The 13,499-nt window shown below is 47.4% G+C and carries 12 protein-coding genes, 1 tRNA gene and 2 pseudogenes; 1 reads left to right on the forward strand and 14 read right to left on the reverse strand.

What is annotated here, in order from left to right; translation table 11 throughout:
* Window positions 1-75: 75 nt before the first annotated feature.
* From gpmI to rpoN, 8 genes are all read right to left on the reverse strand, one after another.
* A complete protein-coding gene (gene gpmI, locus ACFYU8_RS17490) occupies window positions 76-1,617 on the reverse strand; it encodes a 2,3-bisphosphoglycerate-independent phosphoglycerate mutase (protein WP_390301111.1) in 1,542 nt (513 codons plus the stop codon).
* A gap of 12 nt (window positions 1,618-1,629) precedes the next feature.
* Window positions 1,630-2,388, reverse strand: coding sequence for a triose-phosphate isomerase (gene tpiA / locus ACFYU8_RS17495; RefSeq protein WP_390301108.1), 759 nt, complete (start codon window positions 2,386-2,388; stop codon window positions 1,630-1,632).
* A 21-nt stretch (window positions 2,389-2,409) separates the two neighbouring features.
* A complete protein-coding gene (locus ACFYU8_RS17500; protein WP_390301105.1) occupies window positions 2,410-3,594 on the reverse strand; it encodes a phosphoglycerate kinase in 1,185 nt (394 codons plus the stop codon).
* Between the two features lie 98 nt (window positions 3,595-3,692).
* Window positions 3,693-4,697: a type I glyceraldehyde-3-phosphate dehydrogenase gene (gap, locus tag ACFYU8_RS17505; protein ID WP_007720484.1), complete on the reverse strand. Its 1,005-nt coding sequence runs from the start codon at window positions 4,695-4,697 to the stop codon at window positions 3,693-3,695.
* A gap of 19 nt (window positions 4,698-4,716) precedes the next feature.
* A complete protein-coding gene (locus ACFYU8_RS17510; RefSeq protein WP_390301102.1) occupies window positions 4,717-6,081 on the reverse strand; it encodes a Na+/H+ antiporter NhaC family protein in 1,365 nt (454 codons plus the stop codon).
* Between the two features lie 18 nt (window positions 6,082-6,099).
* Window positions 6,100-7,125, reverse strand: coding sequence for a sugar-binding transcriptional regulator (locus tag ACFYU8_RS17515; RefSeq protein ID WP_390301099.1), 1,026 nt, complete (start codon window positions 7,123-7,125; stop codon window positions 6,100-6,102).
* A gap of 166 nt (window positions 7,126-7,291) precedes the next feature.
* Window positions 7,292-7,570: a glutaredoxin family protein gene (locus ACFYU8_RS17520; protein ID WP_390301096.1), complete on the reverse strand. Its 279-nt coding sequence runs from the start codon at window positions 7,568-7,570 to the stop codon at window positions 7,292-7,294.
* Complete coding sequence (gene rpoN / locus ACFYU8_RS17525; protein WP_390301093.1) at window positions 7,570-8,943, reverse strand: RNA polymerase factor sigma-54; 1,374 nt, start codon at window positions 8,941-8,943, stop codon at window positions 7,570-7,572. The genes ACFYU8_RS17520 and rpoN overlap by 1 nt, the downstream gene beginning before the upstream one ends.
* Before the next feature lie 240 nt (window positions 8,944-9,183).
* Between rpoN and ACFYU8_RS17530 the strand changes: the two genes are divergently transcribed.
* Window positions 9,184-9,258: transfer RNA gene (locus ACFYU8_RS17530), tRNA-Arg, on the forward strand.
* A gap of 122 nt (window positions 9,259-9,380) precedes the next feature.
* On the opposite strand, the pseudogene ACFYU8_RS17535 reads toward ACFYU8_RS17530, so the two are convergent.
* From ACFYU8_RS17535 to ACFYU8_RS17555, 6 genes and pseudogenes are all read right to left on the reverse strand, one after another.
* Window positions 9,381-9,671 (reverse strand): annotated as a pseudogene (locus ACFYU8_RS17535) (transposase); the annotation flags it as partial.
* A 111-nt stretch (window positions 9,672-9,782) separates the two neighbouring features.
* A pseudogene (locus ACFYU8_RS31520) lies at window positions 9,783-9,932 on the reverse strand (transposase); the annotation flags it as partial.
* A gap of 82 nt (window positions 9,933-10,014) precedes the next feature.
* Entirely contained in the window at window positions 10,015-10,497 is a 483-nt protein-coding gene (locus ACFYU8_RS17540; protein ID WP_390301090.1) for a hypothetical protein, read from the reverse strand.
* 53 nt (window positions 10,498-10,550) lie between these two features.
* Window positions 10,551-11,033 carry a hypothetical protein gene (locus ACFYU8_RS17545; protein WP_390301087.1) on the reverse strand — a complete coding sequence of 161 codons (483 nt, stop codon included), beginning with the start codon at window positions 11,031-11,033 and terminating at the stop codon, window positions 10,551-10,553.
* Between the two features lie 371 nt (window positions 11,034-11,404).
* Window positions 11,405-12,445, reverse strand: a complete 1,041-nt coding sequence (locus tag ACFYU8_RS17550; protein WP_390301084.1) for a FecCD family ABC transporter permease — start codon at window positions 12,443-12,445, stop codon at window positions 11,405-11,407.
* Window positions 12,438-13,454 carry a FecCD family ABC transporter permease gene (locus tag ACFYU8_RS17555; RefSeq protein WP_390301081.1) on the reverse strand — a complete coding sequence of 339 codons (1,017 nt, stop codon included), beginning with the start codon at window positions 13,452-13,454 and terminating at the stop codon, window positions 12,438-12,440. The genes ACFYU8_RS17550 and ACFYU8_RS17555 overlap by 8 nt, the downstream gene beginning before the upstream one ends.
* Between the last annotated feature and the right edge of the window lie 45 nt (window positions 13,455-13,499).

Below are 13,499 nucleotides of genomic sequence, written 5' to 3' on the forward strand. Positions count from 1 at the left end.
TCCTTTTTATTACGTAGTTGCCCTACATGTATTTCGTTACCACCTAGCCACCTTTTCAGTGTGTCCCAGTGAAGCCTATTTTGCAAGTAACGATTTGCCTGTCATTTCAACCGGCAGTGGTACGTTCAAAAGCTCCAGAAGCGTTGGCGACAAGTCGGCCAAAATACCGTCTTCGCGCAAAGCAGCCCCGTCTTTGGTCACGATTACCGGCACTGGATACGTGCTGTGTGAAGTAATCGGGCGGCCCGCTTCATCCAGCATCAAGTCGGCATTGCCGTGGTCAGCCGTGATGATGGCTACGCCACCTTTTGCCACGATCGCATCCACCACTCTGCCCAGGCATGCATCAACCGTCTCGACTGCTTTGATCGTTGGCTCCATCATACCGGAATGACCAACCATGTCGCAGTTGGCAAAGTTCAAGATGATCGCGTCAAAATTGTCTGCCTCGATCTCAGCCACTACTGCGTCCGTCAGCTCTGTTGCACTCATCTCCGGCTGCAGATCGTACGTCGCCACTTTTGGCGAAGGAATCAGGATACGTGCCTCACCCGGAAACTCCTTCTCACGCCCTCCGCTGAAAAAGAAAGTCACGTGCGGATATTTCTCCGTCTCTGCAATACGCAACTGTTTCAAACCGTGCTGGGAAAGCACCTCTCCCAACGTGTTATCCAGATTGGAAGGCTTGTAAGCGACAAACCCGTCAACTGTCTCGGAAAAATGCGTCAGGCATACAAAATGCAGATCGCGCGGACGCTCATCGCCGCGGTCAAAGCCACGGAAATCTTCATTCGTAAATGCTTGCGACATTTGAATTGCACGATCCGGGCGGAAATTATAGAAAATAATCGAATCGCCGCTTTGAACGGTCGTCACTGGTTTTCCTGCCTCATCGAGAATCACGGTTGGCATGACGAACTCATCCATAATGGACTTTTCGTAGGATTCCTTTACCGCTTCAACCGGATCACGATAAGCCGGAGCATCTGCGTACACCATGGCACGGTACGCTTTCTCTACGCGCTCCCAGCGTTTATCACGATCCATCGCATAGTAGCGGCCTTGTACGGTGGCAATGCGACCAACACCGATCTCTGCAATTTTAGCTTGCAACTGTTCGATATAGCCCACTGCACTGTCAGGCGATACATCGCGACCATCGAGGAAACCGTGAATGAACACATCGGCAAAGTCCTGCTTTTTCGCCAATTCGAGCATCGCAAACAAGTGGTCAATATGACTGTGTACACCACCATCGGACAAAAGTCCAAACAGATGGAGCTGCTTGCCGTTTTGCTTCGCGTGCTGGAAAGCAGCGATCAGTGTTTCGTTCTCAAAAAAAGCGCCTTCTTTAATCGACTTGGTAATGCGCGTCAAATCCTGATAAACGACACGCCCTGCTCCGATATTGAGATGGCCTACCTCGGAGTTCCCCATCTGTCCTTCTGGCAGCCCAACAGCCAACCCACTTGCCTCTAATGTCGCGTGAGGGTATTGATTCCAGTAACGGTCAAAATTTGGCTTGTTGGCTTGAGCTACTGCGTTTCCATGCGTTTCGTTACGCAGAGCAAAACCATCCACAACCAAAAGGGCAACCGGTTTTGGTCTTTGTGCCATTGCTTTCTCCTCCTATCGCGACGTAGCTCCTGCCACAAGCTGCAAGTAGCTATCCGCTACGAGACTCGCTCCACCGACCAACGCTCCGTCGATATCCGGCTGTGCCATGTAGCTTGCGATGTTTTCCGGCTTTACACTTCCGCCGTATTGAATACGCACTTTCTCAGCTGTCGCTTGTCCGAAGCGTTCGCCTATTACGTTTCGAATAATAGCAATCGTTTCATTCGCATCCTCTGCCGTGGAAGACTTGCCTGTACCAATCGCCCAAATCGGCTCGTATGCAATAACGGTATCCGCCACTTGTGCAGCGTCTACTCCAGCAAAGGCACCTTCTGTCTGCGTACGAACTACGTCAGCTGTCTCTCCCGCTTCCCGCTGCTCCAGACTCTCGCCTACGCACACAATCGGTACGAGACCTGTTGCTAACGCGGCTACCACCTTTTTATTCACGGTCTCATCTGTTTCATTGAAATATTGACGGCGCTCGGAGTGACCGAGGATCACGTACTCCACACCGATTTCTTTCAGCATGGTCGCGCTGATTTCACCTGTATAAGCACCTTGCTCTTCAAAATGCATGTTTTGCGCGCCGATGGCAATATCCGTGCCCGCCAGCTCTTCCTTAAGTGCAGCCAGCGCTGTAAAAGGTGCGCAAATGACCTTTTGTACCCCGGAAGTATTGTTGCCTCCCTTGGCGTCCTGCGCAAACGTTCTTGCCTCGGCCATCGTCTTGAACATCTTCCAGTTCCCCGCGATAATTGGTGTTCGCATGCAAACTCCCCCTCTTCGCTCTTATTCGTTATCTGCCAACACAGCTACGCCTGGCAGTTCCTTACCTTCCATGAATTCCAGAGACGCTCCGCCGCCTGTAGAAATATGTGTCATCTGCTCGGCTACGCCTGCTTTTTCCACAGCTGCTACGGAATCACCGCCACCAATGATGGTCGTACCATTGCATACTGCCATGGCCTTGGCTACGCCAATCGTGCCACCTGCAAAAGCATCCATTTCAAATACACCCATTGGACCGTTCCATACAACTGTTTTGGAATCTACGATGACGCTGTGGTACTGTTCTACTGTTTTCGGTCCGATATCGAGTGCCATCCAGCCCTCTGGAATCGAATCGATTGCCACGACCTGCTTTTCTGCGTCTGCCGCAAAACGGTCAGCTACCACAACATCAACAGGCATCAGCAATTGAACGCCGCGCTCTTTTGCCTGACCCATCAACGTACGTGCGAGATCGAGCTTGTCGTCTTCACACAGGGATGCACCGATGCCATACCCCTGTGCTTTGAGGAATGTATTCGCCATACCGCCACCGATAATCAGATGATCGACCTTGGTCAACAAATTTTCAATGACAGCAATCTTATCTTTAACTTTTGCACCACCGACAATAGCTGTAAACGGACGCTCCGGATTGGACAACGCTCCGCCCATGAAGCGAATTTCCTTTTCCATCAAAAGGCCCGCAACTGCTGGTATGTATTCAGCGATTCCCGCTGTAGAAGCATGTGCCCGGTGAGCTGTACCGAATGCATCATTCACAAACAGATCAGCCAAGGCCGCAAAGCTTTTTGCCAGTTCTGGATCGTTCTTTTCTTCTCCCGCATGGAAGCGTACGTTTTCCAACAGGATCACATCGCCAGACTCCATCCGTTCCACTACCGCTTCTACAGCCGCACCATGGCAATCCTCCAGCTTGCGAACGTCCTTGCCCAACAACGAGGATAGATGGGCTGCAACAGGAGTAAGACGCATCTCTTCCACTACTTGGCCTTTAGGACGACCAAAATGGCTCGCCAGGATTACTTTGGCCCCTGCCTCCATCATGAAACGGATGGTTGGTACAGCAGCACGAATGCGTGTATCGTCGGTGATTACCCCGTCCTGCATTGGCACGTTAAAGTCGACACGGCAGAATACGCGCTTGCCTGCCAGCTCAACATCGCGGATAGATTTCTTGTTCATGAACGATCCTCCCAAATCATTGGCTTTTTATTCGGAAAACAGATATGGGAAAAGGGAGATTGCTCTCCCTTTTTTCCACAACAGTTCTATTTTACGTGTTAGAAGCCGCGCTGTGCAACATAATGACACAAGTCTACGACACGATTGGAGTAACCCCACTCGTTATCGTACCAGGAAACGACTTTCACCATGTTTCCTTCCAGTACCATAGTGGACAAAGCATCGATTGTGGAGGATGCAGGGTTTCCATTGTAATCAGACGATACAAGCGGCTCTTCGGAGTAGCCCAGAATGCCTTTGAGTGGGCCTTCTGCTGCTTCTTTCAGTGCGTTGTTGATTTCTTCCACTGTTGCGTCTGTCTTCAACTCAACTACCAGGTCCACTACGGATACGTTTGGAGTTGGAACGCGCATCGCGAAACCATTCAGTTTGCCTTTCAACTCAGGCAGTACGAGTGCTACCGCTTTTGCTGCCCCTGTAGAAGTTGGAATGATGTTTTCCGCAGCTGCACGGGCACGGCGCAAATCTTTGTGCGGCAGGTCGAGAATTTGTTGGTCATTGGTGTAAGAGTGAACAGTTGTCATCAATCCGCGTACGATGCCGAATTTTTCATTGAGAACCTTCGCGTATGGCGCCAAGCAGTTCGTTGTGCAGGACGCGTTGGAGATCACAGTGTGTTGAGCTGGATCGTACTTGTCTTCGTTTACACCGATTACAACTGTAATGTCTTCGTTTGTTGCTGGAGCGGAGATGATGACTTTTTTCGCGCCACCTTCCAAGTGTTTCGCTGCATCTTCGCGCTTCGTAAAGCGTCCAGTCGATTCTACAACGATTTCAACACCGTAATCTGCCCACTTGAGTTGAGCTGGGTCGCGCTCTGCCAACACCTTGATTTCTTTGCCGTCAACGATGAGCGTGTTTTCGGAAGCTTCAACGCTCACGTTCAGAACACCATGAACCGTGTCATATTTCAAAAGGTGCGCCAGTGTGTGCGCATCTGTCAGGTCATTGACCGCCACGATTTCTACATTTGGATTGTTCAATGCTGCACGAAATACGTTACGACCGATACGACCAAATCCGTTAATACCTACTTTTACCATAATGTATACCTCCTGCTTCTTAGCTAGCTTTATTCTTCAACGCGAGAAACCTGCCCTCTGGCGAAAACCAGCGGGTCGATAATATCGTAACAATCGGTAATAAGATTGGAAAAAACACAAAGGGCAATGTCTGGATCGTCGAAACACCTAACGTGAGCGCCATCATCATGGATAGTCCGTTCCACGGGATCAGTACAGGCATGACCACTGTGGAGTCCAGCATCGTCTTGCCCAACAACTCGCGCCCTCCCTCCCATTGGGAGAAACGCCCGAAAAGAGTAGAGCCGAGAACCAGTATTGGAATGGTTTGATTACAGCTGATGATGACCACTAACAACGACAATGCCGTTGCCTTCGCTACCAAGACCGTCTTATTTTTTGTATGGCCCATCATTTTGTCTACGATGGGGGTTAATAAATTGGCTCTGTTCAAAATGCCGTTTAAAAAGCCTGCGAGAATGATTAACGCCAGTACATTGAAGATGGCGAACATCCCGCCCCCATGGACCAGTTGATCCAGCGGCGTTCCTGAATGAAGCTCAAATCCAACTAACATCGATGTAAAAAAAGTCTTCACATCCATATTCCCATTGATCCCGACTAGAATCGCACTGGCTCCGATACCGTAAAACAATGCCTTGACCGCCTTGACTCTCAGTGCAAAAGAAGCAATTAATACGACGAGCGGCAGCATCAAGCTCCAATGTACCGAAAAATAACTGACTAACAGCTCTTGGTACGTTTGAATGGTATCCGTTGAGTTCGCTTGCGGTCGAAAAAGATCGAGGATCAGGAAAAGTAACGCGCATATCGCTACCGCAAGCAAAGCAGGACGCCTTGTTCTTCTTTCTTGTTCTTCTGTCATCCCAACATTGGAAAGCACCAGTAATCGACTGCTGGAAATCGGCGAGAAACGTTCCCCCACCATCGCTCCAGAGATGAGCGCACCTCCTACAATCGCAGGTGATATCCCTGCTGCGTGTGCAATGCCCATCAGAGACAGCCCAATCGTACTCAGCGTACCGATTGACGTACCCAACAAATAACTGACGCCTGCGGTCAACAGAAAAGAGAGAACGAACAAATACTCGACATTCACAATCGACAATCCGTAGTAAATGATGGCGGGAATGGTTCCTCCCATCATTAATAGCGGAATCAAGAGTCCTACTAAAAACAGAATCGTAAGGACGGGCTTTGCCTTTTGGACACCTTCCCAGCCAAACACGAACTGCTGCTTCCACGGATAACCCAATCTTTTTACACTAACCAGTGTGACCAAGATCGCAAAAACAATCCCCCATGCGATCGGAAATCCGAGCGATAGGCTCAAAATGATGCCAGCGATCATTGCCAAGATGGGTGTTACCGATGTGATAGACATGCGACCGACTTCCTTCCGTTACAATCGTGTGGACAACAGCGTGTGAGCTGCTCCTTCGTCCGTAATGAGTACATTCTGACACGATTGCTTAGCAAAGGAAAGAATCGCTTTTGCCTTGCTTTCGCCCCCCGCAATGGAGAGCACCTTTTCTGCCTTGTGCACTTCCTCTAGCTGCAAACCAATGGTCGGCATTCTGTGAACCGTTTCTCCCGCTTCATTAAAGTAGTAGCCGAATGCTTCTGATACAGCACCCGCCTCCACTAATTCTGCGAGTTCTTCCTCCGAATAATTCCGCCTTACAGCCATCGTGACGGCATCCCCGATTCCATGCAAAACGATTCGGGTCTCGCCCAAGAGCGACAGCACATCTTGCACTTGCGGCTCTTTAACCAATGTCTGCAAGGCTTCCGGATGGAGACGATCCGGTACGTGAAGAAGCCGATAAGAAGCACCTGTTTTCGCTGCCATAGCGGAAGCGAGCGTATTCGCTTGTAGCTCTACGCGTTCTCCCAACCCACCGCGTGCAGGGACAAACTGAACGTTTTTGAACGAAGCGGAAGGCGTCAAATGACTTGCTACGCTGGCGATAGATGATCCACCTGTTACCGCTACAATGTCTCCTTCTTGCACGACCTGTCTGAGTACCCTTGCTCCTACCCGTCCCAGCTCTTCCTTTACCCAAGGCGATTGGTCTGCATTGCCCTGCACCACAATGACTTCTAGTATGCCTAGCTTTTTTTGCAGGCGCTCCGCCAAGTCAGTAAGGCCGAATAACTCTCCGACGAGAGGCTCCATGTCGTCCAAGACTTGTTGTCCTTCTTCACTCAGGCTCATTCCCGCAGCCGTTACATGAAGGAGCCCCGTCTCTTTTAGCAGTTCCACTTCTGCCCGCAAAATACGCTCAGTGGTGTCCATGGCTTGAGCTAGACCTCTTCTGCCAATCGGCTGCAAATGATAGATGGATCGAAGCAACATGTACCGCTGACGCAAAACCTGAATCAAGTCAGGCAACAATTTTTGTTGCAGTTCCAGTAAACGTCGCATTTTGCCTTCTTCCTTGGTTACAAATTGTTGATCGGGACTTTTTTTGTCCCTGTATATACATTTTTTGTCCCGCTTGGTGCAAAAAAAAGATCACTTGCTACAATTTGAATGTATCATATTTAACAATATCTTGCAAGTTACCCTCGCCCATATAAAAAAGTGCCACTCATGACCGAGTGGCACGTCTATGTAATTCGTTTCGTAGCTCCTCTAGCGTCACCACATGTGTAATGGAACGAAACACAATCTCTCCATTTATCTCGACTACTGGAATGACAAACATCATTTCCTCATGCAAGACCGGATCACTTTCAATATCAACCATGCGCATACGAAGGGGGAACTCCTCCGCCAAACCGCGAATATAGAGCTCCACCTCATCGCATAAGTGACATTTTTTTCGTCCGTACACAACAATTTCAAACATTTCTTCATTCATTCCCATTAAAACCTCTTTCGTTTGGCCGACGATGGGATCAGCATTTCTTCCCGGTACTTGGCAACCGTGCGGCGGGAGATTTCAATCCCTTCTGTCAGCAGCATCTCACCCAGCTTCTGATCAGATAACGGGGACTTCCGATCTTCTTGCTCGATCAGCACTTTGATTCTGCGCTTCACACTCTCAGAAGAAGTCGCTTCCCCGCTGGAAGTTGAGAGTGCTGACGTGAAGAAATACTTCAGCTCAAAGATCCCGCGCGGTGTCTGGACGTATTTGTTGCTGGTTGCCCGACTGATCGTTGATTCGTGCAGGCCGACCCGCTCTGCTATTTCCTTTTGTGTCATGGGCTTTAAATAATGAATCCCCCGATCAAAAAACTCCCGTTGCATATCGAGGATGGCCTGCGTTACGCGCATGAGAGTCAGGCGGCGCTGCTCCAGGCTTTTTGCCAACCACATAGCGGCATTCAGCTTATCATGAATGAACTGTTTGGCTTCATCCTGACTTTTTTGCTGGCTCAGCATTTTTTCATAGAAGCTGTTGATTTTCAGCCGCGGTGCAGCGACATCATTGACCAATACCACATAATCATTCCCGACTTTCTCTACGGTCACATCTGGAATGACATATCTTGTCTCTACTGTAGAAAAGGCCGCTCCTGGACGCGGATTCAGCGTACGGATCAGGTCTGCCATCGCCTGTACCTCTTGCGGCGTGCAGCCGATTTTGTCTGCGATCCGCTGGTAGCGATTGTCCGCTAAATCTTGCAGGTGGTTGCGAACGACCTGAACGATCTTTTCGTCATCGAGGGCCAAATGCCCGAGCTGCAGCAAAAGACATTCTTCCAGGCTGCGTGAAGCTACTCCTACAGGATCAAAATGCTGCAAAACGGACAATACGTCCTCAATCTCGAGCACTTCAGCACCTAGGCGCGAACTCGCTTCCTCCAGTGTAATCTCCAAATATCCTTTCTCATCCAGATTCCCGATCAAAAAGAGAGCGATCTGTTTTTGCAGCGACGAGAATCCTTTTACATAGCCGAGTTGACGCTCCAGATGTTCGTACAACGTCTCCGCACCTTGCTGGACGTAATCCAGTGGATTGTAAGTGCTTTCATTTTTCGACGAAGGGTACTCACCTGTCGCACGATTGCCCACAATTTCTTTCCAGTCAATCTCAGGAGCTGGTTTCTCTGCTTTTGCAGAAGCGACTTCTCCAGCCACTTCAAGGTCGAAAACAGGATTTTCATTTGCCTGATCCTGCAAATAGGAGATGAGATCAATGGCTGAATACTGCAATATGGTAATCGCTTGGCGTAGTTCCGGCGTCATCACTAATTTCAGTGTTTGTTCTTGAAATAACCCCAATCCCATGTTCATGAAGCTCGCCTCCTTCGCACTTGCTCTTGCTGCTCGATGACTCTTTATTTTCATTATATTCGTTCTCTCATGCAATTTTCCTGCCAAATTGATGAAGCAGAACACAAAATATGTCGAAAGATCTTCTCCAATGGCTTTTTCACTCTCGCTTACCTTATCGCTAGTTTTTTCTGTTGAACTACTTTTTTCGTTTGCATTGAGATTCCCGATGTTTTATAATAAAAGTTGTCGTCACAATATACGCCTGTAGCTCAGTGGATAGAGCAATGGTCTCCGGAACCATGTGCGGGGGTTCGATTCCCTTCAGGCGTACCATACGTGCAAACAATAAGCGATCTCTTGGATTCAAGAGGTCGCTTTTTTATGTTGAATCCAGATGGAAACAAAAAAACAGCCCGATTATGAAGTGACCCCGAAAAGTTAGACACGAAATGTAGTTAAGCGGCATGTAAGGTTTGAGTTCGGTACTGTACCGGACTCAAGCCTTTTAATTTTGTCTTAATTCGTTTGCGGTTATAGTAGTCGATGTAGTTTGCTAACTCCTTCTTAAAATGTTCAATACTCTCAAATTCCTGCGTATAAAAAATTTCCGATTTGAGGATGCCAAAGAAGTTCTCCATGACGGCATTATCATAACAATTTCCTTTTCTAGACATACTCTGCGTGATGTTCTTTTCTTTTAATGCATGCTGGTACTTACTCATCTGATAATGCCAACCTTGATCCGTTATTTGAAAAATGGCGGCAGTTTCATTCGGAGACGTCCCGTGGGTAATCATATAATTGAGTACGTCCAGTTTAAAGCGTGCCGTGTAGCTTGTATAGGATTTTCCGAAGGCTTCCACGCCATTTTGCTCGTATTGTGTCACCCAAACGCCGATCATACTTTTGTGTGCACCAATAGATGTAGCAATAGAGGCATGTGTTTCTTTGCCGTCTAAACAGCGTAAAACCGCTGATAATTTATCTTCTGGAGAAAATTTAGCCATAAAAAAACTGCACCTCCAATTGTTAGGTGTGTCTAACAATTGGGGTGCAGTTCAATTAAGGACTGTTTTTCGTGCGTTACAATTATTGGTTAAAAATCGCTTTGAAAGAATAAGGGATTGGTTCTATTGGTCTATTATCTAATATTGCATTTGGCGTCCCCAGATAAATGCTGTACTGGCCTTCTTCCGGGATATCTACTGAAAAAGATGTATTACCTTTGGTAACAACTCTATGTAGAAACGCTCCTGTTGGCTTCCTCACCAAGATTGTAATCGGCTCAGTACTTGATGACAGGCTGCTGAATGCAAAATTAAACGTTCCTGGTTTTGCGTAAAAATTAAAATAATCAGAATCTCTATAGTGATTAATTGCAGCTGTGTATGAAACGTTCGAATTAATATATGGAGCGAATGCAACACTATCATTTGGTTCGTATGGATCAGTCACTGAAGCAGCAGCTTTTTGGGAAGACTTCATATTTTTAGCCGGTTCTGCTGCAAATGCTGAAGCAGATGCTGATAATGCTACTGCGAGGGTCAACAAGCTAACTACGACTTTTTTCATGTATGTTACCTCCTAATAACTTGGTACGGAATTGTGAGTATTTGTAAGTGATCTTATTGATTAAAAATTGCTTTAAATGAATAAGGCATAGGAGTTATTGGGGTCGAATCGAAAGCTGCATCTGCAGATACAATATAGATGTAATAACTCCCTTCTTCTGGGATATTTACTGATAAAGTTGTATTGCCCTTAATACGAAATTGGCTTTTTATTGTCTCTCCGCCTTGCTTTCTCACCAAGATGTCAAACGTGTGGTTGCTTGCAGATAATCTACTGAATGCCAATGTAAAATCTCCAGGTTTCGCATAAAAATTAAAATAGTCAGCATCTCTATTGTGATTAATCGCTGCTGTATATGAGGTATTCGAATTAATATAAGGAGCAAATGCAGGACTGTCATTTGGCTCATAAGGATCGTTTGCTGATGCAGCTTTTTGAGATGCTTTCGAGCTTTTTACAGGTTCTGCAGCCAGTGCAGATACAGAGGCAGATAAAACGAGTGACAGGCTCAATAGACTTGCTACGACTTTTTTCACGAATAAACCCCTCCAAAAGCTGTAATAGTAGGTACTATTATTATTTACCATTTTATAGCTCAATTGTAAATAATAGTTTTGTAAATTTTTGCAATAATTTGGTGATTAAGCAAGAATAAACTCGATATTTATCGATTTTTGCTATTCCTCATATTTTTGGGGGACCATGCACAAAAAAGCCTTTCACGATTAATTCCATCGATTATCATAAATGTAAACCCTACTAATCTTTACCGTATTTAAACCGTTTTGTAAATTCGATATTTGTAATATTTTGTAATAAATTGCAGAATGGTGAATACAAAAAAGCCCTGGAATCTTACTTTCCTCCAGGGCTTTCCCTCGTCTATAGATAAACACACTGATATTACCTACTGATAATTCCTCGTTTTATACAACAGATAAACAAAAAACGGCGCTCCAATTGCTGCGGTAAAAATACCTGCTGGCAAATCATGTGGTAAGAACACTGTTCTCCCAATCAAATCAGCCAAGACGACGAGCATCCCGCCCAAAACGGCGGAAGCCGGCAGCAAGTAGCCGTACGCAGAGCCTACTAGCCTGCGCGCGATATGTGGAGCCATCAAACCGATAAAACTGATTCCTCCCGCCACGCCGACCGCAGCACCTGCTAGTGCCACACTGATTGCAATCAAGAGCAACCGTTTCTTATCAATTGCTACGCCGATGCCTTTGGCGATATCATCACCGAGCTCCTGCGCATTCAAATAACGGATTTGGAAAATCGTAGCCACGAGAAACAAAACAGTCCACGGAAGCAACGTCATGACATTTACCCAAGACATTCCGTACACCGTTCCAGTCATCCACCCGAGTGCGTTTGAGGCTTTGTGGGTTTGAGTGATCACCAGAAAAAAGATGGTCAATGCCCCCATGCCTGCTGAGATACATACACCGACAAGCGCGAGGCGAAAAGGAGAGACTCCCTCTTTCCACGCAGTTAAATACGTAAGCGTAGCGGTTAACAATCCACCGATCAAGGCCACTAATGGCATCCATTGGACACTTACATCTTTTGCAAATGTGATAAATGCCACTGCTGCTGCCGTCGCTCCTGCTGTAGTCCCGATCAAATCAGGCGAAGCTAACGGATTTCGCACCAAGGACTGCAGGATGGCCCCCGATACTGCCAGGGAAGCCCCCACCATGACCGAAACGACAACGCGAGGCAACCGCCAATCGAGCACGATCAATTCATTCTGTTCACTGCCCGCTCCCACAAAAGCTTTAATGACTTCCCACACAGGAATATGCAAGCTTCCTAAGCCAATACTCAATACAATCACAACAGATAACAGCAAAAATAGGATGAAATTAATTCCTAACGCCCGCTTATTTACATGAAACGAGAGCGCCGGCTTTTTGGTCCGAATGACTACATGTCTATGCATACGCCCTCCCCCTGACCAGCGGAATGATAAAAGCCACTCCAATCATGGCGGTTGCGACTCCTACAGGTACTTCTAAACGCATAGGCATCAATACAAGACGAGAAAGCAAATCAGCGCAAACCAGAAAAGCTCCGCCGAAGACAATCGAATATGGAATCAACCATCGGTGATCAAGGCCGACTAAAAAACGACAAAGATGCGGTATGATGATGCCAACAAATGCAATCGGTCCGGCGAGCGCGACACTCCCACCTGCCAAGAGCACCACGATCAATATCGCTGTAGCTTTTACCAAGATAATTTTTTGGCCCAGGCCAGTTGCTACATCATCACCGAGTACCATCAAGTTTAATGAACCGGTCAGTATCATAGCGCCTAACCAGCCTACAATCAGATAAGGAATAATCATGAAAAGATGATCGAGCTGTCTTCCCTCCACGGAACCAATTAACCAGTAAAAGGCCTCGGTCATCGTCTTTTCTTGCAGCAGCATGAACAGAGAAGTCACAGACGAAGCAAAAGCGGCAACCGCTGCACCCGAAAGTGTCAGCTTGATCGGAGTCATGCCTCCCCGCCCAGCGGAAGCCAACCCGTATACAAGTAGAGCAGTTACACCCGCTCCGATAAACCCTGCCCACATCATTTGCGACACTGGGAATTGCGAGCCAAAAACAGCAATCGTCGTCACAATAGCTGCTGCAGCTCCAGCGTTCACACCGATAAGAGACGGGGAAGCCAAAGGGTTGCGAGTTAACGCCTGCAACAAAACACCTGCTACAGCAAGGCTGCTTCCCACCGCTACCGCTGTCAGTGTACGCGGCATTCGGGAAGTCGTAATAATCAAATGCTCCTCCGAACCGGAAAATTGGGTGTATGCCTCTATTGCGGTCGTGAGCGAATACCGATTGATTCCGAAAAGAATGCTAGCTACCATCACGACAACCAAGACGACTATTCCTATAAAGAGTACAGTAGTCTTTTGCAGACGACTGGACAAAATCACATTCACGCCTGTCCCCTTCTTTCAGTTGCATTCTACCTATTCTGTCTATTT

It is taken from the genome of Brevibacillus sp. NPDC003359 (genome assembly GCF_042878995.1).
GTDB lineage: Bacteria > Bacillota > Bacilli > Brevibacillales > Brevibacillaceae > Brevibacillus.